The organism is Streptacidiphilus rugosus AM-16 (genome assembly GCF_000744655.1).
GTDB lineage: Bacteria > Actinomycetota > Actinomycetes > Streptomycetales > Streptomycetaceae > Streptacidiphilus > Streptacidiphilus rugosus.
Genome location: NZ_JQMJ01000004.1, coordinates 6,636,850 through 6,660,268, shown reverse-complemented (window position 1 = coordinate 6,660,268; position 23,419 = coordinate 6,636,850). Strand labels below are relative to the sequence as shown.

Here is a 23,419-nt window from a genome sequence, read left to right as displayed (position 1 = left end):
CGGGCGGGGCTCCGGCCTGTGAGACGCTGGGTCTGTGAACCGCTTGGCTGGTGCGACCTCGCCCTATCTGCTGCAGCATGCCGACAACCCCGTCGACTGGTGGCCGTGGTCGCCGGAGGCGTTCGCCGAGGCGGAGCGGCGGGACGTGCCCGTGCTGCTGTCGGTCGGGTACGCGGCGTGCCACTGGTGCCATGTGATGGCCCATGAGAGCTTCGAGGACGCCGAGCTCGCCGGATATCTGAACGAGCACTTCGTCGCGGTGAAGGTGGACCGCGAGGAGCGGCCCGACGTCGACGCCGTCTACATGGAGGCGGTGCAGGCGGCCACCGGCCAGGGCGGGTGGCCGATGACGGTGTTCCTGACGGCCTCGGGGGAGCCGTTCTACTTCGGGACCTACTTCCCGCCGGAGTCGCGGCACGGGCTGCCGTCGTTCCGGCAGGTGCTGGAGGGGGTGGCCGAGGCGTGGCGGGGGCGGCGCGGGGAGGTCGCGGAGGTCGCCGGGCGGATCGTGCGGGAGCTGGAAGGGCGTGCGGGTGTGTACGCCGGGCTGGCCGGGGCCGAGGTGCCGGGCGCGGAGGCGACGCACGGGGCGCTGGCGCAGCTCGGGCGGGACTACGACGAACGGCGCGGCGGGTTCGGCGGGGCGCCGAAGTTCCCGCCGTCGATGGTGCTGGAGTTCCTGTTGCGGCACCACGCCGCGACCGGCTCGCGCGCCGCGCTCGGGATGGCCGAGCACACCTGCGAGGCGATGGCGCGCGGCGGCATCTACGACCAGCTGGGCGGCGGCTTCGCCCGATACAGCGTCGACGCGGCGTGGGTCGTACCGCACTTCGAGAAGATGCTCTACGACAACGCGCTGCTGATGCGCGTGTACCTGCACCTGTGGCGCGCGACCGGCAGTCCGCTGGCCCGCCGGGTCGCGGAGCGGACCGGCGACTTCCTGCTGGGTGAACTGCGCACGCCCGAGGGCGGGTTCGCCTCGGCGCTGGACGCGGACAGCGAGGGAAGGGAGGGCGCGTTCTACGTCTGGACGCCCGCGCAGCTGCGCGAGGCGCTCGGCGAGGAGGACGCGGCGCGGGCGGCGGAGCTGTTCGGGGTGACCGAGGAGGGCACGTTCGAGGAGGGCGCCTCCGTCCTGCAGCTGCCGGGTGGGAACGAGGTCGACGAGGAGCTGCGGGAACGGCTGCTCACGGCCCGTTCCGTGCGACCGCGTCCGGCACGCGACGAGAAGGTCGTCGCCGCGTGGAACGGTCTCGCCGTCGCCGCGTTGGCGGAGGCGGGCGCGCTGCTGGAGCGGCCCGACTTCCTCGACGCCGCGGTCGTCGCCGCGGCCCTGCTGCTGAGCGTGCACAGGGACGAGGCCGGCCGGCTGCTGCGCACCTCCCGTGACGGCGTGGCCGGGCCGAACGCCGGGGTGCTGGAGGACTACGGGGACGTGGCGGAAGGTCTGCTGACCCTGCACTGCGTCACCGGGGACCCGCGGTGGCTGGACGCGGCCGGAGAGCTGCTCGACTCCGTGGTGGCCCGGTTCACGGACGAGGCGTCAGGCGCGCTCTACGACACGGCAGCCGACGCCGAACGCCTGATCCGGCGCCCGCAGGATCCGACCGACAACGCGGCCCCGTCCGGCTGGACCGCGGCGGCCGGCGCACTGCTCTCGTACGCGGCGCTCACCGACTCCGAGCCGCACCGCACCGCGGCGGAGCGGGCGTTGACCGTGGTGACGCCGCTCGCCGGGCAGGCGCCGCGCTTCATCGGCTGGGGTCTCGCCGTGGCGGAGGCCCTGATCGACGGCCCGCGCAAGGTCGCGCTCGCGGGCGAGCCCGCGGACCCGGCCACCCTGGCGCTGCGCACCGCCGCCCTGGCGGCGACCGCGCCGGGCCTGGTGGTCACACCGGATCCGGAGAAGCCCCTGCTGGACGACGCGCCCGCCGCCTACGTCTGCCGCCGGTTCACCTGCGACGCCCCGGTCGGCGACCCCGCCTGGCTGCGGGCCGGGCTGAGCGCGGCGCCGAAGGAGTGAGTGCCCACCCGGCGCAGCGCTGAGGATCACGCGCCCGGGGAGGCGCGGAGCGACGCGTGCGGCAAGGAGGCGGTGGGGCGGCAGTTCGGTACCAGGATCTCCGGCCGCCCGCGGACGGTCACGGTCGGCGATCGTCCGTCCACCGTGGACGGGGGCGAGGCACGGTGCGCGGTGGTCAGCCGACCGGGCGCAGGGCGTCGGCCAGGGCGGTGAGGGCGGCCTCCAGCAGGTCCGCCATGTCCTCCTCGCCGTCGTGCTCGGCCCAGTACATGACCGCCTCGCTGAAGGCCGCGAGGAGGCTGGCCACCACGGCGCGCATCGCCAGGCCGCCCGGGTCCGCGCCGGTGCGCTCGGCCAGCAGGCGGCACAGCATGTCGGCGGTCCGCTGCTGCTCCACGACGGAACGCGCCCGGATCGCCGGGACGTCCCTGAGCAGGCGCATCCGCAGCAGCATGTCGTCGTGCTCGGACGCCAGCACCTGCCGCAGCGGTCCGATCATCGCGGCGCGGATCGCGTCGACCAGCGGCTCGTCGGCGGGCCTGGCGCGGAAGGAGGCCTCCATCAGCGGGTCGTAGTCGTCGCTGATGACGAGGTCTTCCTTGGTGGGGAAGTAGCGGAAGAAGGTGCTCGGCGACACGTCCGCCGCCGCCGCGATCTGGTCGACCGTGGTGGCCTCGTAGCCCTGTTCCACGAACAGGCCGAAGGCCGCCGTGCGGATCGCACGGCGGGTCTTCAGCTTCTTGCGTTCCCGCAGACCCAGAGGGGCCGCGAGGATGTCTTCCAGGGCTGATCCGGAGGCGCTCATGCCTCGGATTCTCCCTCACCGCCGGGCCGCGCGACCGTGCCGGGCATCCGCCAGGCGATCAGCAGCGCCGACAGCGCCGCGCCCATCCCGCAGATCAGCAGCACCAGGTCCATGGCGTGCACGAACGCGCCGTGCGCGGAGACGGCCAGCGCCGTGTCGTGCAGCTTGTCGGCGACGGCCTGCGCCGCCGAGACCGAGCCGCGCGCGGTGTGCGCGAGGGAGCCGTTCAGCCGCCCGGTGTCCAGCCGTGCCGTGTACGCGCTCGCCAGCAGGCTGCCCAGCAGCGCGACCCCGATGGCGCTCGCGGACTGACGCAGTGTCTGCAGCAGTCCCGAGCCGACGCCGGCGCGGTCGTCCGGCAGTGCGCTCATCGCCGCGCCCATGGCCGGGACCATGGTGAAGCCCATCCCGACGCCGAGCAGCGCCAGCCACAGCGCGGTGCGGCCGTAGCCGTCGCCGGTGGCGGTCGAGGCGCCCAGCAGCATCGACGCGGCGACGACGAGCATGCCCGCCGCCACCACCCAGCGCACCGACAGCCGGGCGACCAGCCGCTCCGCCGCGCGCGCGGCCACCAGCAGCCCGCCCATCAGCGGCATCAGCCGGATGCCGGTGCCGAGGGCGTCGTGGCCGAGCACGGACTGCAGGTACTGCGGCAGCACGAAGAGCGCGCCCATCAGCGAGAAGGAGACCAGGACGGAGGCGATGGTGCTCCAGCGGTAGACGCGGTCGGCCAGCAGGCCGAAGTCGATCATCGGGTTGGGCTGGGTGCGCTCCCGCAGGACCAGGCCGCCGAGCAGCAGCACGGCCGCCACCAGCGAGGAGACGACCACGGTCGATCCCCAGCCGTCGCTCGGGCCCTGGATGATGCCGAAGGTCAGCGCCGCCAGGCCGAGGACGCCGATCGTGGCGCTGAGCAGGTCGATCCGCGGGACCGACGGGTCGCGGGACTCGGGGACCAGCCAGAGGCAGGCGACGATGCCGACGACGATCAGCGGGATGTTGATCAGGAAGATCGAGCCCCACCAGAAGTGGTTCAGCAGCAGCCCGCCCAGCATCGGGCCGAGCGGCATGCCGACGGCCATGCCCGCGGTCATCACGGCGACCGCGCGCGGGCGCTCGGCCGGTGCGAACAGGCTCGGCAGGATGGCGATGCCCAGCGGCATGATGAACGCGCCGCCCAGGCCCATCACGGCGCGCACCGCGATCAGCGTGTCCGCCGAGTTCGCCAGGGTGCCGACGAGCGAGGCGAGACCGAAGAGCACCAGGCCGCCGATCAGCAGCCGGCGCCGCCCGAACCGGTCTCCGAGCAGTCCGGCCGGGAGCATCGCGGCGGCGAAGACGACGAGGTAGGCGTCGACGATCCACTGGAGCTGGCCGGTGGTGGCGTGCAGCTGCACGGCCAGGTCGGGCAGGGCGACGTTGAGGATCGTGCCGTCGAAGCCGAGCACCAGCACGCTCAGGCACACGGCGGCCAGCGCCCACCAGCGGCGCCTGTCGAGCGGCGGGGAGTCGTCGGGTGTGGTGGTGCGGGCGGTTACGTCCGTGGTCATGGCAGCCCCCTGGAGAGTCACTGTCTTATGACAGTAACTCTCAAAATGGCAGTGGCTGTCAATATCCCTCACATGGCGACGAGGGAGACCCCCACGAACTGGACGGTGAACGCGGCGAGCGTGCAGGCGTGGAAGACCTCGTGGAAGCCGAACCAGCGCGGCGAGGGGTTCGGGCGCTTGAGGCCGTAGATGACGCCGCCGACGCTGTAGAGGAGGCCGCCGACGATGATCAGCACGGTGACGGCGATACCGCCGGTGCGCAGGAAGTCGGGCAGGAAGAAGACCGCGGCCCAGCCCAGTGCCAGGTAGCAGGGGGTGTAGAGCCAGCGCGGCGCGCCCACCCAGAAGACCCGGAAGGCGATGCCGGCCAGCGCCCCCGCCCAGACGAGCCAGAGCAGCAGCTCCTGACGGCCGCCGTGCAGCAGCAGGATCGTGATGGGGGTGTAGGTGCCCGCGATGATCAGGAAGATGTTGCTGTGGTCGAGCCGGCGCAGCACCGCCTCGCCGCGGGGGCCCCAGTTGAAGCGGTGGTAGAGCGCGCTGATGCCGAACAGCATCCAGGCGCTGGCCGCGTAGACCGCGCAGGCGACGCGCGCCGCGGTCGTGGTGGCGAGGCAGATCAGCACGATCCCCGCGGCGACCGTCGTCGGGAACATGCCTGCGTGCAGCCACCCTCGCAGGGCCGGCTTGAGGGGACTTTCCTGGTCCGTCTGTGCCACCTGAGCGCTCATGGTGCGAAGCATAGCTACGGCACCGTAGGTTACCTACTGGTAGGTCGGTCTGAATTCTCGTCACTATGACGCTGACCTGCGGTGTTGCCGTTCTCACAGCGGGGGCGGTATGTCGCTTCGGGTGCTTCCGGGTTACGCTGCGAGAACCCTCAACCCCTCAACATCCGGTCAAGGACGATCGGATGTGAAACGGAGCGATCGTGCCGTACGAGAACTCTGCCCTGGTCAACGCTGCCCCGACCCGGCACAAGAAGCTGCTGGCGTGGGTTCAGGAGATCGCAGAGCTCACCCAGCCGGATCGGATCGAATGGTGCGACGGCTCTGAAGCCGAGTACCAGCGTCTCTGCGACCTTCTGGTCGAGAAGGGCACCTTCCGGAAGCTCAACCCGGAGAAGCGCCCGAACTCCTACTACGCGGCGTCCGACCCGCGTGACGTCGCGCGTGTCGAGGACCGGACCTTCATCTGCTCGGAGAAGGAAGAGGACGCCGGCCCGACCAACCACTGGAAGGCCCCGGCCGAGATGCGTGCCATCTTCGGCGACATCTTCCAGGGCTCCATGAAGGGCCGCACCATGTACGTGGTGCCGTTCTCCATGGGTCCTGTGGGCTCTCCGCTCGCCGCCTGCGGCGTCGAGATCACCGACTCCGCCTACGTCGCCGTCTCCATGCGCACCATGACCCGCATGGGACAGGCCGTGCTGGACCACCTCGGCGAGGACGGCGACTTCGTCAAGGCCGTGCACACCCTCGGAGCGCCCCTTGCGGAGGGCGAGGCCGACGTCGCGTGGCCGTGCAACGAGACCAAGTACATCTCGCACTTCCCCGAGACCAAGGAGATCTGGTCCTACGGCTCCGGCTACGGCGGCAACGCGCTGCTGGGCAAGAAGTGCTACGCGCTGCGCATCGCCTCGACCATGGCGCGCGACGAGGGCTGGCTGGCCGAGCACATGCTCGTGCTCAAGCTGACCCCGCCGAGCGGTGAGGCCAAGTACGTGACCGCGGCGTTCCCCAGCGCCTGCGGCAAGACCAACCTGGCCATGCTCGAGCCGACCATCCCTGGCTGGAAGGTCGAGACCATCGGCGACGACATCGCCTGGATGCGGTTCGGCGAGGACGGCCGCCTCTACGCGATCAACCCCGAGGCCGGCTTCTTCGGCGTCGCGCCCGGCACCGGCCGCGACACCAACGCCAACGCCATCGACTCGATGTACGCCAACACGGTCTTCACCAACGTGGCGCTCACCGACGACGGCGACGTCTGGTGGGAGGGCATGACCGAGGAGAAGCCCGCGCACCTGATCGACTGGAAGGGCAACGACTGGACCCCCGAGTCGGAGACCCCGGCGGCGCACCCCAACGCCCGGTTCACCGTCCCGGCCGCCCAGTGCCCGACCATCGCCCCTGAGTGGGAGGACCCGGCGGGTGTGCCGATCTCGGCCATCCTCTTCGGCGGTCGCCGCGCCAGCGCGGTTCCGCTGGTGACCGAGTCCTTCGACTGGCAGCACGGTGTCTTCCTGGGCGCGAACGTCGCCTCGGAGCAGACCGCCGCCGCCGAGGGCACCGTCGGCAAGCTGCGCCGCGACCCCTTCGCGATGCTTCCGTTCTGCGGCTACAACATGGGTGACTACTTCGCCCACTGGCTGGAGATCGGCGAGAAGGCCGCCGACGCGTCCAAGCTGCCGAAGATCTACTACGTCAACTGGTTCAGGAAGAACGCCGACGGCAAGTTCGTCTGGCCGGGCTTCGGCGAGAACAGCCGCGTGCTGAAGTGGATCGTCGAGCGTCTGGCCGGCGAGGCCGAGGGCGTCGAGACGCCGATCGGCACGCTGCCGACCGAGGACGCGTTGGACCTGGACGGGCTGACCATCGAGCAGTCCGACCTGGACCTGCTGCTGAGCGTCGACCCGGCGATCTGGAAGCAGGAGGCCGCGCTCATCCCCGAGCACCTGGAGCTCTTCGGCGACCACACGCCGAAGGCGCTGTGGGACGAGTACGAGAAGCTCACCAGCCGCCTGGGCTGAGGGCTGACAGCCTGATCGGGCCTCAGGCCTGAACCGCCTCGCGTGCCGCCGTATGGAAGTCCATGCGGCGGCACGCGAGTATCGCCGTCCTGGTGTCCTGCTGGGCGGCGGCCACCACGAGCACCCGGCCGGCCAGGTCGAAGGCCAGGGTGTGCAGCAGCGCCAGGTCGTCCGGGTAGGGGTGGGCGGAGCGCGCCGGCGACGCTGTGCCGAGCTCCGATATGCGCGTGGTCAGCGCGGCCGCGGCGTCCACCAGGTCCGGGTCCGCGGTGCGGGCGTGCAGCTCGCGGGTGACGTCGAGCAGGGCGGTCAGGTGGCCGACGACCTGGGTCTGGCGGTCGGCGGGGGCGCGCGGGGGCAGCGCCGTCTCGGTGCGCGGGCGTGCGGCGTAGGCGCGCCGCGGTGCGGTGCGGATCTTCGGCTGCTCGTACATGGCGCTCAGCCTATCTTGGACTTTGTCTAAAACACGCTGGTGTCTCGCGTAGCGGTCAGCCTACGGCTGGCTGTAGCCGTCCAGGAAGACGCCGATCTTCTGGATCGCCTCGCTCAGGTCCTCCACCCGCGGCAGGGTCACCAGGCGGAAGTGGTCCGGGTCGGGCCAGTTGAAACCGGTGCCCTGGACCACGTAGATGTGCTGCTGCTTGAGCAGGTCCAGCACCATCTGGGCGTCGTCCTTGATCTTGTAGACCTTAGGGTCCAGCCGGGGGAAGGCGTAGAGCGCGCCCTTCGGCTTGACGCAGGAGACCCCGGGGATGTCGTTCAGCATCTTCCAGGCGACGTCGCGCTGCTCGCGCAGGCGGCCGCCGGGGAGGATCAGGTCCTTGATGCTCTGCCGCCCGCCCAGGGCCGCGGCGATGGCGTGCTGCGAGGGCATGTTGGCGCACAGGCGCATGGTGGCCAGCGTGGTCAGGCCCTCGATGTAGCTGCGGGCGTTCTCGCGCGGGCCGGAGATGGTCATCCAGCCGGAGCGGAAGCCGGCCACACGGTAGGCCTTGGACATGCCGTTGAAGGTCAGGCAGAGCAGGTCCGGCGCGAGCGTGGCCGTGGAGGTGTGCTCGGCCTCGTCGTAGAGGATCTTGTCGTAGATCTCGTCGGAGTACACGATCAGGTCGTGCCGCCGGGCGATCTCGACCAGGCCTTCGAGCAGCTCGACCGGGTAGACCGCACCGGTCGGGTTGTTCGGGTTGATGATCACGATGCCGCGGGTGCGGTCGGTGATCTTCGACTCGATGTCGGCGAGGTCCGGGTACCAGTCCGACTGCTCGTCGCAGCGGTAGTGCACGGCCGTCCCGCCCGAGAGGCTGATCGACGCCGTCCACAGCGGGTAGTCGGGGGAGGGCACCAGGATCTCGTCGCCGTCGTCCAGCAGGGCCTGCATGGCCATCTGGATCAGCTCGGAGACGCCGTTGCCGATGTAGACGTCCTCCACGGTCAGGCCGTGCAGGCCGCGCTCCTCGTAGTGCATGACCACGGCGCGGCGGGCGGACAGCAGGCCCTTGGAGTCGCCGTAGCCGTGCGCGCCGGCGAGGTTGCGGAGGATGTCCTGGAGGATCTCCGGGGGTGCCTCGAAGCCGAAGGGCGCCGGGTTGCCGGTGTTCAGCTTGAGGATGCGATGCCCCTCGTCCTCGAGCCGCATGGCCTCGTCGAGGATCGGGCCGCGGATGTCATAACAGACATTGGCGAGCTTCGAAGACTGGATCACCTGCATACCCATGCACCCTAACGCCTTGCCATCCAACGCGCCTCGTGATTTTCGCCATGCCGGACATTGACGGCGCCCGTCAGGGCCACCACGAGCCCCACGGTCCAGCCCAGCAGCAGGCCCCAGCCGAGCCCCGCCAGCGCCCCCAGGACCGGGTAGCCGGTCCAGCCCAGCGGTCCCGCCGCCACCATGCGCGCCTCGGTCAGGCCGCGGAACACCCCGGCCGCCGCGCCGCCGAGCACCACGGCCCGCCAGCCGGTCAGGAAGAGGTGGGCCACGGACGCGTAGGGGTGTCGCCGGGTGTGCTTGCGCAGGACCAGGGCGACGACGCCGACCAGCAGCAGCGCGGCGAAGTCCTCGCAACAGGTGAAGGCCCAGCTCGTCTCCCCGCGCGGGTTCGGCCGCAGCCCGGGGAGGAAGAGCGGCACACCCAGGGCCGCCGGGCGCAGTGCCGACCCGAAGACCTCCGTCAGCCGGAGCCACAGGGTGTCCGTGCCCAGCGCCAGCACCAGCAGCACCGCCGTGCCCGCACCGGCCGACAGGACGGCGCGCGGGCGGTCCAGGAGCGGCAGGGCGAGGCGGACGCGGTCGCGGAGCGGGCGCGAGGAGTCGGGGACGGCCATGGGCGGACTGTAGTGGCCCTGGTGAGCGGCCGTTCCTGCGCAGGCATGTTGATACAGAATCAGGACATCCTCCCGCTGTGACGGCCCGCGCGGACGATCTACGATCGGCAGGTCTCAGGGGGGAGGCCTGGTGCGGCGTCGTCAGCGTCGGTGGCTGGTGTTTCTGATGGTGGTCCTGTGCGCGGCGGGGCTGCTGGTGCGGGTCGGCACGCCGGCCGCCCACGGGGTGGCCGGGCAGCGCTTCCTCACCGACGCGCAGGGGCGGACGCTCATCCTCTACGGACTGGACTCCGGCGGCGACGACGCGGTCTCCTCGGCGCGAGCCGCCGCGTCGGAGTACGGGCTCCTCGGCGACGACCTCACCCGGCTCACGCTGAGCTGGAGCCGCGTCGAGCCGCGGCCGGGACACTACGACGACGCGTACCTGGCCGGGATCGCCCAGAAGATCGCCTGGTACGCCGGCCAGCGCTTCCACGTGGTGCTGGCGATGCAGCAGGACGGCTACGGCCCGGCCCCGGCGCCGCCGCAGGCCGGAACGCCGGCGGCCACCGAGGCCCGCACCCGCGCCGCGGACGAGTTCTGGCGCACCCGCGGCGACGAGCCAGGACTGCAGGACCGCTATGCGGCCGCCTGGCAGCACGTCGCCCGCTACTTCGGCGCCTACGTGACCCAGCACGGTCTACGGCCCGACCCGATCCTCGGCTACGACCTTCTCGACCGCCCTTGGGGCGGCTCGGTCGAGGGCGCGGCCTTCGAGACCGGCCCTCTGGCGCGCTGCTACCAACGACTGATCGACGCGCTGCGCACCGTCGACCCGGTGCACTGGCTCTTCGTCGAGCCTGCGGCGGTCACGGCGGACTGGGGCCTGCCGAGTTCACTGCCGTACCTGAACGATCCGCGCCGTGGCGAGGCCAGGATCGGGTACGCCCCGCAGCTGTTCCCCGCGCCGCTGGACCCCGACGGCCACTACACGGGCGGCAGCGTCTTTCCCACGGACCGGGCGCTCGCCTCCTGGGGGATCCAGGTCGCCCGCACGGCGAAACGGCTCGACGCGCCGGTGCTGCTGGGCGCCTGGGGCCTGGACACCACGACTCCGGGCGCGCACCTGTACCTGGACCACGTCCAGCAGCTGATCGACCAGCTGATGATCGGCGCGGCGTTCTACAGTGCGACGCCCGGCGCGTGGTCGCCGTGGGCGCAGAAGGGCAAACCGGCCGACATCGCGGGGGTTCTGGAGACCGCGTACCCGCGCGAGATCGCGGGGGTGCCGCTGGAGTTCGACTACGACAAGGGCACGCTGGTCTTCACCCTCCAGTTCCGCGACGAGACGGACGTGAGCGGCCCGACCGAGATCTACCTGCCGCCGTCGGACTTCCCGCGCGGACCGCAGATCGAGTTCGACACGGACTACGTCAGTGAGTGGGACCCGGTCCGCCACGTCCTCTCCCTGACGGTCGACCGCCCCCTCCGCGGCAACGTCCACACCCTCCACCTCACCCCCCAGGGCCCGGCGCACACGTACTCCTAGAGGTCCCCTCCGGGGGGCGAGGAACTGCGCGAGCAACCACTCTGTGCGGACGGCCCTGCGCGTTCGGTGCTCTACCTGGGTGGGTGGCTTGTCGCGCAGTTCCTCGCGCCCCTGTCGCCCTGCGACTCAGCGTCGGATGGAGTGGCCCGGAAGGGCCTCCGTGCGGCGGCCGTCGTCGATGACGGGGACGCCGTTGACGAAGACGTACGGGATACCGCGAGGCGCGCGCCTCGGTTCGGCGAAGGTCGCCTCGTCGGTGACCGAGGCCGGGTCGAAGAGGACCAGGTCGGCGTGCCAGCCCTCGCGGACCTGGCCGCGGTCGCGGAGGCGGAGCCGGCGGGCCGGGGTCGCCGAGAGGTGGCGGACGCACTCGGCGAGGCCGAGGACGCCCTGCTCGCGGACGTAGCGTCCGAGATAGCGGGGGAAGGTCCCGTACGCGCGCGGGTGCGGGCGGTCGCCGACGAGCAGGCCGTCGCTGCCGCCGCAGTGGGCGTCGTGGCGCATGATCGCGCGGACGTTCTCCTCGTGGCCGACGTGCTGGAGGATCGTGGTGCCGAGCCCGTCCCCGGTCAGCAGTCCGGTGAACGCGGTGAAGGGGTCGACGCCGTCCCTGGCCGCGACCTGGCGGACCGTCAGCCCGACCGCCCACCGCAGGCCCGGCTCGCGCACGCCGCTGACCTGCACCGTGTCCCAGTCCGCGACCACGCCGTGGCAGCCGTCGGAACCGTGCACCTCCAGGTCCGCGCGGATGCGCGCCAGCGCGGCAGGGTCGGCGAGCCGTCGCAGCGTCTCCGCCGGGCCGCCGGCCGCCGCCCAGCCCGGCAGCAGCGCGGCCAGCGTCGTGGAGCCCGGCAGATACGGGTAGGTGTCGAGGGTCAGGTCCAGGCCCTCGGCCGTCGCGGCGTCGAGCAGCGCCAGCAGCTCGCCCGCGCGACCCCGGTTGACCTCGAAGTTCATCGTCGCGTGCGCCAGGTGCAGCGCGCAGCCCGCCTCCCGCGCGACGGCGATCATCTCCGCGTAGGCCTCCAGCGCGCCCGCGCCGTACGAGCGGTGGTGCGGGCAGTAGTAGGCGTCGTGCGCGGCCAGCACCCGGCACAGCGCGGTGAGTTCGGCGGTGTCGGCATACATGCCCGGTGTGTAGGTCAGCCCGGACGACATGCCGACCGCGCCCTCGGACAGCCCCTGGGCCAGCAGCAGCCGCATCCGTTCCAGTTCGGCGGGTGCCGCGGCACGGTCGTCCCAGCCCATGACCAGGGCCCGCAGGGTTCCCTGCGGGACCAGGTACGCGGCGTTGACGGCGATGCCGCGGTCCAGCCGGTCGAGGTACTCGCCCACGCTGCGCCAGTTCCAGTCGAGGTCCGCGTCGGCGGGGTCGCCGTTCCAGCCGGCGATCTGGCGGCGCAGCCCGGCGAGGGTGGTGTCGTCGACCGGGGCGTAGGACAGTCCGTCCTGCCCGAGCACCTCCAGGGTGACGCCCTGGGCGACCTTCGCCTCGTGCGCCGGGTCGGTCAGCAGGGCCAGGTCGGAGTGGGCGTGCATGTCGACGAAGCCGGGCGCCAGCGCGAGGCCGTCGGCGTCGACGACGCGTCCGCCGCCCGGCCGGGGACCGGGCCGGCCCTCGCGGTGCAGTGCGGTGATCCTTCCGCCGTCGAGGACCGCGTCCGCGCGGTAGGGCTCGCCGCCGCTGCCGTCGACGACGAGGGCACCGCGCAGGACCGTGGGCATCAGAAGAAGGTGCGGATGTAGTCGACGACCGTGCCGTCGGCGGCGACCTCGGGGATGAGCTGCCACTTCTCGAAGGCCGTGCACGGGTGGGAGAGTCCGAGGCAGACCCAGTCGCCGACCTCGACCCGCGCGTCGGGCCCGACCGCGACGAAGGCGTGCTGGTCGGAGAGCTTGGTGACGGAGAGCCCGTCCGCGTCCCGGAGCTCCCCGTCCGGCGTGCGGACCCGCAGCGGGATCGGCAGCCCGAGGTCGTAGGGGACGTCGCGCTTGCCGGCGTTGACCAGGGCCAGGCCCGGCTCGGGGCGGGAGACGACCTGGGTCCACAGCTTCAACGCCGGCACGAAGTGCTCGCTCTCGTCCGTGAGCGGCGTGATCCTGGCGTAGTGCAGGTGGTCGTGCGTCACGTACGCGCCCGCGCGCAGCAGTCGCAGCGTCGGCCGGGACAGGCCGAGCGCCTCCTCGGTGAGCGCCGCCGCGACCAGGTCGAAGTGCTCGCTGCCGCCCGCGCTGACGATGATCTCGTCGGCCTGGTCGAAGTAGCCCAGGGCGTCGAAGAGGTGTGCCGTGTTCACCAGCTCGGCGAGCCAGTCGCGGACGACGACTCGGGCCGCGTCCACGTCCGCCAGCGTGCCTTCGTAGCCTGCGACGCCGACCAGCCGCAGATGCGCGGACGCCCGCACGGCCTGTGCCACCTCATCCGCTTCCGGCCACGACCGCACGCCGGTGCGTGAGCCGACCGCGCCGAGCTCCACCACCACGTCGACCCTGTGGGTCAGCGCCGCGTCCATCAGCTCCACGCCGCGCACCGAGTCGACGTAGCAGACGAAACGGAAGTCGGGGTCCGCCGCCAGCTCGGCGCTGAGCCAGCGCAGCGCCGGCGCGTCGACGAGCTCGTTGCCCAGGAAGATCCGCCGGACGCCGAAGTGCCGGTACATCCGCACGTGGGCCGGGGTCGCGGCGGTGATGCCCCAGGCGCCGAGCTCCAGCTGGCGGTCGAAGAGCTGGGGCGCGAGCGGGGTCTTGCCGTGCGGGGCGTGGGCCAGCCCGTGGCGGCGCGCCCAGGCGGCCATGAGTGCGAGGTTGTGGGCGAGCGCCGCCGAGTCGAGGGTGAGCAGGGGAGTGGAGAACCCGTCCTCGAAGAGGCTCAGCTTCGCGGCGCGCATCGACCCGACCGTGGCGTCCGTCGCCGGCGGCATGCCCTTGAAGCGCCAGTCGACATCGGTCCTGTCCAGCGCGTCGAGCGCGACCCGGTCCATGGGGGACTCCTCTGTTTGCCTCTGTCCTGCCTCAGTTGCACCACCTGCAACGTTGATTGCATATCCTGCCCGACAGCAGGACGTCGGAGAACCCCAAGGAGCGAGCAACGTGAGCAAGACTGTGATCCGCACCGATCAGGCCCCCACTCCGATCGCGAGCTTCTCGCAGGGCGTCGCGAAGGGCGGGCTGCTGCAGGTCGCGGGGCAGGTCGGCTTCGACCCGGCCACCGGCACCCCGGTGGGGCCCGGCCTCACCGAGCAGATCGGGCAGACCCTGCGCAACGTCGAGGCAGTGCTGACGGCGGGTGGCGCGGGCTGGGACGACGTGCTGATGATGCGGGTCTACCTCACCGACACCGCGCACTTCCCCGAGCTGAACGCCGCCTACGACGCCTGGTTCGCGAAGGCCCTGCCGGAGGGCGGCCACCCGGCCCGGACCACCGTCTACGTCGGCCTGCCGGCGGGCCTGCTCGTCGAGATCGACGCGCTGGCCGTCACCGGCGGCTGACATGCCGTCGCCCGCCGCCTCCCTCGGGGGAAGCGGCGGGCGAGGCGTTCTTGGCGCCGGGCCGGTTACGGCATGGCGTTGGTGAAGGCGCCCTCGTTGTTCGCGAACTCGTTGCCGTTGCTCGCGTCCCAGGCGGTCGACCAGGTCATCACGCCACCGATGGTGGGCCAGGTGGTGCTGGGCTTGAAGGTGCCGCAACCGGTGGCCTTGGCCAGGCAGTTCAGCGCGTCCTCCACGATCGTGGGGGAGACGTAGCCGCTGCCCGCCGCCCGGCTGGAGGCCGGGACGCCGATGCCGACCTGGTTCGGGCTGAGGCCCGCCTTGATCGCGGTGCAGGCGATGGTGGTGATGAAGTCGACGTTGCCCTCGGCGTAGACGCCGCCGTCACACCCGTTCATCGAACCCGAGTTGTAGAACTGGGTGTTCATGATGGTGAGGATGTCCTTCACCTGCAGCGCGGTGGCCAGGTAGTCGGACGAGGCGCTGAGCACGTCGATCGTCTGCGGGGCCATCGTGAGGATGAAGCCCGAGCCCGCCTTGGCCGCCAGCTGGTGCAGCGCGGAGGCCATGTAGGTCGGGTTGAGCCCGTTCTCCAGGTCGATGTCGACGCCGTTGAAGCCGTACTGCTGCATGATCGAGTACGCGCTGTTGGCGAAGGCGGTGGCCTGCGAGGCGTTGGTGATCGAGATCGTGCCGTTCTGGCCGCCGACCGAGAGGATCACCTTCTTGCCCTGCGCCTGCTTGGCGGCGATGTCCGCCTTGAACTGGGCGTCGGTGTAACCGCCGAGCTTGCCCTGCAGGGTCGGGTCGAGCGAGAAGGTGATGCCGCCGTCACCGGTCGAGTCCGCGTTGGCGAAGGCCACGGCGATCAGGTTGTACTGGCTGTTGACGTCGCTGATCTTCTGGTCCGTCGCGCCGTTGTCGAAGTCCTGCCAGTAGCCGGTGACCCAGTGCTTCGGGTTGCCGCCGGTGCCGCCGGTCGGGCTGGAGCTCGGCGAGGAGCTCGGGCTGGACGACGGCGAGGAGGACGGGGACGAGGACGGCGAGCTCGACGGCGAGGAGGACGGGCTCGACGAGGGGGAGCTGGACGGGCTGGAGCTCGGCGAGCTGCTCTGCGTCCGGCTCGGGCTGGAGCCGGCGGCGCCGCTCAGTACCACGTCGTCCGCGTAGTAGGCGGACTGGCCGTACCAGCCGTGCAGGTAGACGGTGACGCTCCTGGTGGACGCGCCGGTCGTGAAGGTCGTGCTCAGCTGGTTCCAGGCGCTGGTGTTGGACCAGGTGCTGACGTCGGTGGTGCCGTCGCCCTGCGTGCCGAGGTAGACGTACGGGCCGTTGACCCAGGCGCTCAGCGTGTAGGAGGAGTTCGGCTGCACGCTGATGGTCTGCGTGCACTGCGCGTCGTCGGAGCTGGTGGGGGTGGCCGCGAGCGCATAGGAACCGGTGTGAACCGTCGTCGTGCCGACGGCTCCTGTTCCGGCGTCACAGGACCAGTTGGCCAGTGAACCGGTTTCGAACCCGGGGTTGACCACGAGGTTGTTGGTGGCGGCGTCGGCACCGCCACCGAGGGCGACCAGGCCGGTGATGCCCAGGCCGATCGCGGCCACGGAGGCCAGCGCAGCGTTCACAAGACGGGGGGATGGCATAGGAAGTCTGCCCAACTGTGGGGGAAGCGGGGAAAGACGAGAAGTGAAGCCCGCCACACAAGTTGGACTAGACCAGTAGGCCTGTCAAGGGGTCAGTTCGGTCCTTAATGCCGAGTTAAGGTCCCGCTGCGGAAAGAAGTTGGCTGATCAGAGCGGTACCTACCGCTCCGATCCGCACAAATATGGTCCAGACCACAACTGGAAGCATCGCTTCAGTCGTGGCCCGGACCAGGTGTTGCACCCGTCGCTCAGTCCTCGCTGGACTTGGCCCACAGGTTGAGGTCGGCGTCCGTCGCGTACCGCTCGATCTCGGCCAGCTCCTCGGCGGTCAGCGGTGCGCCCTGCACCGCGCCGACGTTCGCCTCCAGCTGCGCCACCGAGGAGGCCCCGATCAGTGCCGAGGTCATCCGCGGATCGCGGAGCAGCCAGCTCAGCGCGAGCTGGGCCAGCGACTGACCGCGGCCGGCGGCGATCTCGTTCAGCGCGCGCAGCTTCGCCAACGTCTGCTCGTCGATCGACTTCGGGTCCAGCGACTTGCCCTGCGCGGCCCGCGAGTCCGCGGGGATGCCCCGCAGGTAGCGGTCGGTGAGGATGCCCTGCGCCAGCGGTGCGAAGCCGATGCAGCCGGCGCCCTCGGCCTCCAGCACGTCGAGCAGGCCGTCGTCCTCGATCCAGCGGTTCAGCATGGAGTAGGACGGCTGGTGGATCAGCAGCGGGACGCCGAGGTCGCGCAGGATCGCGGCGGCCTCGCGGGTCTTCTCCGCGCTGTAGGAGGAGATGCCCACATAGAGCGCCTTGCCCTGCTGGACGGCGGACGCGAGCGCGCCCATCGTCTCCTCCAGCGGGGTCTCCGGGTCGAAGCGGTGCGAGTAGAAGATGTCGACGTAGTCGAGGCCCATCCGGGTCAGGGACTGGTCCAGGCTCGCGGTCAGGTACTTGCGCGAGCCCCACTCGCCGTACGGTCCGGGCCACATGTCGTAGCCGGCCTTGGTCGAGATGACCAGCTCGTCACGGAAGGGGCGGAAGTCGGCGGCGAGGTGGCGGCCGAAGTTCGCCTCCGCAGAGCCGTAGGGCGGTCCGTAGTTGTTGGCCAGGTCGAAGTGCGTGACCCCGAGATCGAAGGCCCGGCGCAGGATCGCGCGCTGGGAGTCGAGGGTGCGGTCGTCGCCGAAGTTGTGCCACAGGCCGAGCGAGATCTCGGGCAGCTTGAGACCGCTGCGGCCGGTCCGCCGGTACTTCATCGAGCCGTCGTACCGGGTCTCGGCAGGACGATAGGGAGCGGGGATCATGGGGGCCTCTCCATCGGAATTTGTCTCCTCACTGAACATTAACCGGCGGGGAGTAGGGTGACCCCGCACGGGCGAGCACTTGGAGGGGCCGACGTCATGGATCTCGGAAAGCTGGTCCGGCGCACGCCGCTGCTCCGGAACGCCGTCTACGGTCTCTACGGTCAGCGCGTCGAGGCCCACCTCGACCGTGCCCGGGTCCCACGACACGTCGGCGTCATGCTGGACGGCAACCGCCGCTGGGCCCGCGCGGCGGGCATGTCCACGGCGGACGGCCACCAGACCGGTGCGGACAAGATCCCCGAGTTCCTCGGCTGGTGCGAGGAGACCGGCGTCGAGGTGGTCACGCTCTGGCTGCTGTCCACGGACAACCTGACCCGCCCGGCCGACGAGCTGGTACCGCTGCTCGGCATCATCGAGGAGGCCGTCCGCGGCATGGCGGCCGAGGGCCGCTGGCGGGTCCACCCGGTCGGCGCACTGGACCTCCTCCCCGAGTCGACCGCCGCGGTCCTGAAGGCGGCGGACCAGGAGACGGCGGACCGTGACGGACTCATCGTCAACGTCGCCGTCGGCTACGGCGGCCGGCACGAGATCGCCGAGGCGGTGCGCAAGCTGCTCCAGGAGCAGGCGGCGGCGGGGACGCCGCTGGAGCAGGTCGCCGAGATGATCGACGTGGAGCAGATCGCCCGTCATCTGTACACGTCCGGCCAGCCGGACCCGGACCTGGTCATCCGAACGTCCGGGGAGCAGCGCCTCTCCGGGTTCCTGCTGTGGCAGTCGGCGCACTCGGAGTTCTACTTCTGCGAGGCGTACTGGCCGGCCTTCCGCAAGGTCGACTTCCTCCGCGCCCTGCGCGACTACGCCGCCCGCAACCGCCGCTACGGCGGCTGACGCCGCTCTTTCCGACGCCGGCCCAGTTGCGGCTGCCCAGGGGCGCGAGGAACTGCGCGAGAAATCACTGACATGCGGACGGCCCCGCGCGTTCGGGGCTCTACCTGCGTGGGTGGCTTGTCGCGCCCACGCGGCGGAGCCGCCAATCGGCAGGGCCTCGCGCCCCTGGGCAGTGCAACCAGGCCTCTGCTGTGAGGTGTCGCGCCCTCGCGCCGAAGGCGCGCAGTTCCTCGCGCCCCTGAAGGTGCCGCCACCGGACCGTCGCGAGGTGCGCTCCGTGCCCTGGGGTGGGTGCGGCTGGCCGGTTCGTGAACAGTAATCAGCAAGATTCCGACTTCTGCATGGCTTTGCCGATCGAGGGGAATACCCGAGTCAGACCGTGACCTCGGCCATCGGGGCAGGGGGGCACGGCGACCGCGGGTGGCAGCGGGCCACTCGCCCGGGAGGCCCTGTGGTCAGTTCCAAGAGCCGCCGGAGCATGCACGACCGGCGCACGTACGTCCTCGACACCAGTGTCCTGCTGGCTGACCCGAGCGCCATGACCAGGTTCGAGGAGCACGAGGTCGTGCTGCCCGTGGTCGTGGTGACCGAGTTGGAAGCCAAGCGGCACCACCCGGAGCTCGGCTACTTCGCCAGGCAGGCCCTGCGTCTGCTCGACGACTACCGGGTCCGCTACGGCCGGCTGGACGCGCCCATCCCCGTGGGCGACCTCGGCGGCACGATCAGGGTCGAGCTGAACCACACCGATCCCTCCGTTCTCCCCGCCGGCTACCGGCTGGGCGACGCCGACACCAGGATCCTCGCGGTGGCGAGGAACCTGCAGGCCGAGGGGTACGACGTCACCGTCGTCTCCAAGGACCTGCCGCTTCGGGTGAAGGCCTCGTCGGTCGGCCTGCTGGCCGAGGAGTACCGGGCGGAGCTGGCCATCACCTCCGGTTGGACCGGAATGTCCGAGTTGGCCGTCAGTGCCGAGGAGGTTGACGGACTGTTCACGAGTGACGTCGTGGACATCGCGGACGCCCGGGAACTCCCGGTTCATACCGGTCTGGTACTGACCTCGGAGCGCGGTCGCGCGCTCGGGCGGGTCACGGCGGACGGTCGGGTGCGCCTTGTACGCGGGGACCGTGAGGCCTTCGGGCTGCGCGGTCGCAGCGCCGAACAGCGCGTCGCGCTGGACCTGCTGATGGACCAGGAGGTCGGCATCGTCTCGCTGGGCGGGCGGGCCGGCACCGGCAAGTCCGCGTTGGCGCTCTGCGCCGGCCTGGAGGCCGTCCTGGAGCGGCAGCAGCACCGCAAGGTGATGGTCTTCCGGCCGCTGTACGCGGTGGGCGGTCAGGAGTTGGGCTACCTGCCCGGTTCCGAGTCGGAGAAGATGGGCCCCTGGGCCCAGGCCGTCTTCGACACGCTCTCGGCGGTGACCACTCCGGACGTGATCGAGGAGGTGCTCTCCCGCGGGATGTTGGAGGTGCTCCCGCTCACCCACATCCGCGGTCGCTCGCTCCACGACGCCTTCGTGATCGTGGACGAGGCGCAGTCGCTGGAGCGGAACGTGCTGTTGACCGTCTTGTCCCGAATTGGCCAGGGATCGCGGGTCGTTTTGACCCATGATGTCGCCCAGCGCGACAACCTGAGGGTCGGTCGGTACGACGGTGTCGTCGCGGTCGTCGAGAAGCTGAAGGGCCATCCGCTCTTCGCGCACGTGACGCTCAGCCGCTCGGAGCGTTCTCCGATCGCCGCACTGGTGACCGAAATGTTGGAGGACATTCACCCCTGAGTCGCCCCGAATCGACCCTCTGAGCCGGAAGGGCACAGCATCGTAACGATTCGTCAGACGATAGGCGAGTGACTGGCGGGATTTAGCGGTGCACTGGGCCGTGTGAGTTTCGCCACTCAGCCGGGAATTGCGCTTGCGCGCCGCGGTGCGGCAGTGTGTGGGGTCTGTCAGGCCCTGCGTGCGGCATGGCGTGCAAGCGCACCACCCATCAGCGTCAGCTGAGTACCACCCAGCTTGCGTTCCGCTCACCACAACTGAACAACGTGAGGCCGCACGCCGCCCGATCAGTAGACGCCCCGGGAGACCGGAGCGTTGCGGGCCCGCGCTTCCGTGACCAGTGCACCGGGGAGGCCAGCGTCAGGGGCGGGGTTCGTCCGTTCGGTCACCACGCGGGCGACGCTGGAAGGAAACCATGTGAACCGGATTTCGGTTCGGGGAATGGCCGTGGCCTCCGCCACCGCTGTGACTGCTGTCGGCGCCGTCGTCGGTGTCGCCTCTGGCGACGAGAAGCCGACCCAGGTGTCCGATGTCGCAGGATCGACCCTGCTTGCCGACATCCCTGCGGGCTCCTCTTCGCAGATCGTCGCCGACAACCTGTCGCGCCAGAGCGACGCGCAGCAGTCCGCCGCGCTCGTGACCGCGCAGAAGGCCGCCGCCGAAGCGGCCCGCGCCAAGGCGGCCGACGCCGCCCACGCGAAGGCCGCAGCCGAGCAGCGCGCCAAGCAGGCGGCCGCCGCGTCGCGTGCTGCGGAGCAGCAGCGCCAGCAGCTGGTTTCCTACTCTCCCGGATCGGTGCAGGCCCTGGCCGCCTCGATCATCGGGAACACCAACCAGTTCGCCTGCTTCAGCCAGATCGTGAAGCGTGAGAGCGGCTGGAGCTACACGGCCACCAATGCCGCCTCGGGCGCCTACGGCCTGGTCCAGGCCCTGCCGGGCAGCAAGATGGCCTCGGCCGGCGCCGACTGGCGGACCAACCCCGCGACGCAGATAAAGTGGGGCCTGAACTACATGAACTCCCGCTACGGCAGCCCCTGCGGCGCCTGGTCCTTCTGGCAGGCCCACAGCTGGTACTAGGAGGCGGTCCGCGGCACCGCCGCGGAGACCTCGCCTGCGTACCGGCCTGCACCGAGCGCGTGGAAGCCCCCGATCCCTGTCCGATCGGGGGCTTCCTACTTCTCCCACGGAGAGGCCGCGTGTGCGGGACGGCCTCGTGGAGCACGATCCCCGGCCCGACCACGGGGTAAACCTGTTTCTTCCGTTTTGCCCAAAAGATGCTGATCTGGTCACCCGCGGTGATCCGCGGTCATGCACAGTCATGCCAGCGCACGCGTGCGAATCGGTGGGGCTGCCCGCAGCGGTTCACGGCCAACCGGTAGCGTTCGAGCCCGAGGCTGGATGAGCGAAGGGGCGGACGGCATGGCAGGCGACGGCGACGGCGGCGGCTGGGCGGCCTGGCGTGGGCGGATGGCCAAGCGGCGTGAGGCCGCGAAGGACGACCGGCCCGAACCGGTGGTCCACGTGCCGGCCGTGCCCCACCCGGTCACCCCGCCGGTCGGACCCGGCGGGGAGCCGATCTATCCGGCCCGGCCCGCGCACGCCTCCGAGGCCGTGCCGTGGACCCTCCGGGTGGCGGCGGAGGGCATCTGGCGGCTGCTGGTCGTCGGCGCCGGGCTCTGGGTGCTGCTCCAGGTGGTCGGCACGCTCAGGATCGTGGCGCTCGCCTTCGTCGCGGCGCTGCTGATCAGCGCGCTGCTGCAGCCCACCGTCTCCTGGCTGCGCCGGCACGGCGTGCCGCGCGGCCTGGCCACGGCCATCACCTTCCTGGGCGGTCTGGTCGGCATCGCGCTGGTCGCCTGGTTCGTGGTCTGGCAGGTCAGCACCAACCTGAACCAGGTCACCGACCACGTGCAGCAGGGCATCGCACAGATCCGGCACTGGCTGGAGACCGGGCCGATGCACCTCACCGACAAGCAGATCAACGACTTCGCGAACCAGCTGACCAAGGTGGTCGGCACCAACAGCGACCAGATCACCTCGTTCGGCTTCTCCACGGTCAGCGTGGTGGTGGAGATCGTGACCGGTGTCTTCCTCGCCGCGTTCTGCACGTTCTTCCTGCTCTACGACGGCGAGAAGATCTGGGGCTGGGTGCTCAGGCTGATGCCGGTCCGCTCCCGGATCGCGGCGACGGGCGCGGGCCCGCGGGCGTGGGCGACGCTCACGGCGTACGTGCGGGGCACGGTGCTCGTGGCGTTCATCGACTCTCTGTCGATCGGCATCGGCATCTATCTGCTGGGTGTGCCGCTGGCGATGCCGATCGCGGTGCTCATCTTCCTCGGCGCGTTCGTCCCCCTGGTGGGCGCTCTGGTCACCGGCACGATCGCGGTGCTGATCGGGCTGGTCACCCACGGGGTGATCACGGCGGCGCTGGTGCTCGCGGTGCTGCTGGGCGTCCAGCAGATCGAGGGCCACCTGCTCCAGCCGCTGATCCTGGGCCGCGCGGTCCGGATCCACCCGCTCGCGGTGATCCTGGCGGTGGCCTGCGGCTCGATCGTCGGCGGCATCGGCGGTGCGATCGTCGCGGTGCCGCTGGTCGCGGTGACCAACACGGTGGTGGGCTACCTGCGCCAGCGCTACCACGTCGACGAGGACGTCCGCGCCGCGCTGGCGGCTGCCGCCGCACCCGAGTGACCACGCTCAGCTGCAAGCCGCTCAGGGGCGCGAGCCGGTAGGCGCGCTTCGCGGCGGTGGGCCGGTTGCACTTCCGAAGGGGCGCGAGGCTCTGCTCGATTGATCGAGCAGAGCCTCGCGCCCCTTGACCCGCCTCAGGCGAGGCGGGATTCCGCTTCCAGCGTCACGCCGACGGCCTGGATCACTGCGGCGATCTTGACCGCGGCCTGGACGACCTCGCGGTCCACGCCCGCACCGCGGAGGACCTGCTCGTGGGAGTCCAGGCACTGGCCGCAGCCGTTGATCGCCGAGACCGCCAGCGACCACAGCTCGAAGTCGACCTTCTCCACGCCCGGGTTGCCGATGACGTTCATCCGCAGTCCGGCCCGCATCGTGCCGTACTCCTTGTCGGAGAGCAGATGCAGCGTCCGGTAGTAGACGTTGTTCATCGCCATGATCGCCGCCGCGGCCTTCGCCGCGTCGTACGCCTCCGGCTTGAGGTTCGCCCGGGCCTCCGGCTCCAGCTCGGCCAGCACGCGCTCGCTGCGCGAGGCGATCGCGCAGGCCAGGACGGTGCCCCAGAGCTGCTGCTGGGGCAGGTCCGCGTTGCCGACGACCGAGCCCAGGTTGAGCTTGAGGTCCTTGGCGTAGTCCGGCAGGGCCGCCTTCAGTTCGTCGAGTGCCAT

At 71.0% G+C, this 23,419-nt stretch carries 19 protein-coding genes; 8 read left to right on the top strand and 11 right to left on the bottom strand.

What is annotated here, in order from left to right; translation table 11 throughout:
- The first annotated feature begins 34 nt into the window (after positions 1-34).
- On the top strand, positions 35-2,023 hold the full coding sequence (locus BS83_RS39005) for a thioredoxin domain-containing protein (protein WP_037608056.1): 1,989 nt from the start codon (positions 35-37) through the stop codon (positions 2,021-2,023).
- Between the two features lie 175 nt (positions 2,024-2,198).
- Here BS83_RS39005 and BS83_RS39000 read toward each other — a convergent pair whose 3' ends face one another.
- From BS83_RS39000 to trhA, 3 genes are all read right to left on the bottom strand, one after another.
- Positions 2,199-2,828, bottom strand: a complete 630-nt coding sequence (locus BS83_RS39000) for an acyl-CoA-like ligand-binding transcription factor (protein WP_051945064.1) — start codon at positions 2,826-2,828, stop codon at positions 2,199-2,201.
- The gene (locus BS83_RS38995) at positions 2,825-4,378 is read right to left on the bottom strand and encodes an MFS transporter (protein WP_051945060.1); all 1,554 of its coding nucleotides are present in this window, start codon (positions 4,376-4,378) and stop codon (positions 2,825-2,827) included. Before BS83_RS38995 ends, BS83_RS39000 begins: the two co-directional genes overlap by 4 nt.
- 68 nt (positions 4,379-4,446) lie before the next feature.
- Positions 4,447-5,109 (bottom strand): PAQR family membrane homeostasis protein TrhA, encoded by a 663-nt coding sequence (trhA, locus tag BS83_RS38990; protein WP_037610928.1) that lies wholly within the window; start codon positions 5,107-5,109, stop codon positions 4,447-4,449.
- A 200-nt stretch (positions 5,110-5,309) separates the two neighbouring features.
- On the opposite strand from trhA, the gene BS83_RS38985 reads away from it, so the two are divergent.
- Positions 5,310-7,130 (top strand): phosphoenolpyruvate carboxykinase (GTP), encoded by a 1,821-nt coding sequence (locus BS83_RS38985; protein ID WP_198035398.1) that lies wholly within the window; start codon positions 5,310-5,312, stop codon positions 7,128-7,130.
- A 22-nt stretch (positions 7,131-7,152) separates the two neighbouring features.
- Here BS83_RS38985 and BS83_RS38980 read toward each other — a convergent pair whose 3' ends face one another.
- From BS83_RS38980 to BS83_RS42640, 3 genes are read right to left on the bottom strand one after another with little or no spacing between them, the layout of a single operon-like run.
- Positions 7,153-7,563 carry an SCO4983 family protein gene (locus BS83_RS38980; protein ID WP_037608053.1) on the bottom strand — a complete coding sequence of 137 codons (411 nt, stop codon included), beginning with the start codon at positions 7,561-7,563 and terminating at the stop codon, positions 7,153-7,155.
- 60 nt (positions 7,564-7,623) lie between these two features.
- Entirely contained in the window at positions 7,624-8,838 is a 1,215-nt protein-coding gene (locus tag BS83_RS38975; RefSeq protein ID WP_037608050.1) for a pyridoxal phosphate-dependent aminotransferase, read from the bottom strand.
- A gap of 11 nt (positions 8,839-8,849) precedes the next feature.
- On the bottom strand, positions 8,850-9,455 hold the full coding sequence (locus tag BS83_RS42640; protein WP_051945054.1) for a hypothetical protein: 606 nt from the start codon (positions 9,453-9,455) through the stop codon (positions 8,850-8,852).
- 166 nt (positions 9,456-9,621) lie between these two features.
- Here BS83_RS42640 and BS83_RS38965 point away from each other — a divergent pair, with 166 nt between their 5' ends.
- The gene (locus BS83_RS38965; RefSeq protein ID WP_051945050.1) at positions 9,622-10,983 is read left to right on the top strand and encodes a cellulase family glycosylhydrolase; all 1,362 of its coding nucleotides are present in this window, start codon (positions 9,622-9,624) and stop codon (positions 10,981-10,983) included.
- A gap of 126 nt (positions 10,984-11,109) precedes the next feature.
- On the opposite strand, the gene BS83_RS38960 is transcribed toward BS83_RS38965, so the two are convergent.
- Positions 11,110-12,708, bottom strand: a complete 1,599-nt coding sequence (locus tag BS83_RS38960) for an N-acyl-D-amino-acid deacylase family protein (RefSeq protein ID WP_037608046.1) — start codon at positions 12,706-12,708, stop codon at positions 11,110-11,112.
- Positions 12,708-13,964: an alanine racemase gene (locus BS83_RS38955; RefSeq protein WP_037608043.1), complete on the bottom strand. Its 1,257-nt coding sequence runs from the start codon at positions 13,962-13,964 to the stop codon at positions 12,708-12,710. Before BS83_RS38955 ends, BS83_RS38960 begins: the two co-directional genes overlap by 1 nt.
- A gap of 109 nt (positions 13,965-14,073) precedes the next feature.
- On the opposite strand from BS83_RS38955, the gene BS83_RS38950 reads away from it, so the two are divergent.
- The gene (locus BS83_RS38950) at positions 14,074-14,472 is read left to right on the top strand and encodes a RidA family protein (protein ID WP_037608040.1); all 399 of its coding nucleotides are present in this window, start codon (positions 14,074-14,076) and stop codon (positions 14,470-14,472) included.
- A gap of 65 nt (positions 14,473-14,537) precedes the next feature.
- Here the strand turns inward: BS83_RS38950 and BS83_RS38945 are convergent, their stop codons facing one another.
- Positions 14,538-16,115: a chitinase gene (locus BS83_RS38945; protein WP_037608038.1), complete on the bottom strand. Its 1,578-nt coding sequence runs from the start codon at positions 16,113-16,115 to the stop codon at positions 14,538-14,540.
- A gap of 248 nt (positions 16,116-16,363) precedes the next feature.
- Positions 16,364-17,404 (bottom strand): L-glyceraldehyde 3-phosphate reductase, encoded by a 1,041-nt coding sequence (mgrA, locus tag BS83_RS38940; RefSeq protein WP_037608035.1) that lies wholly within the window; start codon positions 17,402-17,404, stop codon positions 16,364-16,366.
- Between the two features lie 96 nt (positions 17,405-17,500).
- On the opposite strand from mgrA, the gene BS83_RS38935 reads away from it, so the two are divergent.
- From BS83_RS38935 to BS83_RS38920, 4 genes are all read left to right on the top strand, one after another.
- A complete protein-coding gene (locus BS83_RS38935; RefSeq protein WP_051945047.1) occupies positions 17,501-18,292 on the top strand; it encodes an isoprenyl transferase in 792 nt (263 codons plus the stop codon).
- A gap of 451 nt (positions 18,293-18,743) precedes the next feature.
- The gene (locus BS83_RS38930; protein ID WP_037608033.1) at positions 18,744-20,066 is read left to right on the top strand and encodes a PhoH family protein; all 1,323 of its coding nucleotides are present in this window, start codon (positions 18,744-18,746) and stop codon (positions 20,064-20,066) included.
- 414 nt (positions 20,067-20,480) lie between these two features.
- Positions 20,481-21,140: a lytic transglycosylase domain-containing protein gene (locus BS83_RS38925; RefSeq protein ID WP_037608031.1), complete on the top strand. Its 660-nt coding sequence runs from the start codon at positions 20,481-20,483 to the stop codon at positions 21,138-21,140.
- Positions 21,141-21,482: 342 nt separating this feature from the next.
- Complete coding sequence (locus BS83_RS38920; protein ID WP_051945046.1) at positions 21,483-22,754, top strand: AI-2E family transporter; 1,272 nt, start codon at positions 21,483-21,485, stop codon at positions 22,752-22,754.
- Between the two features lie 134 nt (positions 22,755-22,888).
- Here the strand turns inward: BS83_RS38920 and BS83_RS38915 are convergent, their stop codons facing one another.
- Positions 22,889-23,419: an alkyl hydroperoxide reductase gene (locus tag BS83_RS38915; protein ID WP_037608029.1), complete on the bottom strand. Its 531-nt coding sequence runs from the start codon at positions 23,417-23,419 to the stop codon at positions 22,889-22,891.

What these genes read in the sequence shown, in the direction of transcription:
- BS83_RS38915 (WP_037608029.1), bottom strand. Translation starts at nt 23,419, where the DNA reads ATGGCACTCGACGAACTGAAGGCGGCCCTGCCGGACTACGCCAAGGAC.
- BS83_RS38965 (WP_051945050.1), top strand. Translation starts at nt 9,622, where the DNA reads ATGGTGGTCCTGTGCGCGGCGGGGCTGCTGGTGCGGGTCGGCACGCCG.
- mgrA (WP_037608035.1), bottom strand. Translation starts at nt 17,404, where the DNA reads ATGATCCCCGCTCCCTATCGTCCTGCCGAGACCCGGTACGACGGCTCG.
- BS83_RS38980 (WP_037608053.1), bottom strand. Translation starts at nt 7,563, where the DNA reads ATGTACGAGCAGCCGAAGATCCGCACCGCACCGCGGCGCGCCTACGCC.
- BS83_RS38945 (WP_037608038.1), bottom strand. Translation starts at nt 16,115, where the DNA reads ATGCCATCCCCCCGTCTTGTGAACGCTGCGCTGGCCTCCGTGGCCGCG.
- BS83_RS38920 (WP_051945046.1), top strand. Translation starts at nt 21,483, where the DNA reads ATGGCAGGCGACGGCGACGGCGGCGGCTGGGCGGCCTGGCGTGGGCGG.
- BS83_RS38935 (WP_051945047.1), top strand. Translation starts at nt 17,501, where the DNA reads ATGGATCTCGGAAAGCTGGTCCGGCGCACGCCGCTGCTCCGGAACGCC.
- BS83_RS42640 (WP_051945054.1), bottom strand. Translation starts at nt 9,455, where the DNA reads ATGGCCGTCCCCGACTCCTCGCGCCCGCTCCGCGACCGCGTCCGCCTC.
- BS83_RS38960 (WP_037608046.1), bottom strand. Translation starts at nt 12,708, where the DNA reads ATGCCCACGGTCCTGCGCGGTGCCCTCGTCGTCGACGGCAGCGGCGGC.
- BS83_RS38955 (WP_037608043.1), bottom strand. Translation starts at nt 13,964, where the DNA reads ATGGACCGGGTCGCGCTCGACGCGCTGGACAGGACCGATGTCGACTGG.
- BS83_RS39000 (WP_051945064.1), bottom strand. Translation starts at nt 2,828, where the DNA reads ATGAGCGCCTCCGGATCAGCCCTGGAAGACATCCTCGCGGCCCCTCTG.
- BS83_RS38975 (WP_037608050.1), bottom strand. Translation starts at nt 8,838, where the DNA reads ATGCAGGTGATCCAGTCTTCGAAGCTCGCCAATGTCTGTTATGACATC.
- BS83_RS38995 (WP_051945060.1), bottom strand. Translation starts at nt 4,378, where the DNA reads ATGACCACGGACGTAACCGCCCGCACCACCACACCCGACGACTCCCCG.
- trhA (WP_037610928.1), bottom strand. Translation starts at nt 5,109, where the DNA reads ATGAGCGCTCAGGTGGCACAGACGGACCAGGAAAGTCCCCTCAAGCCG.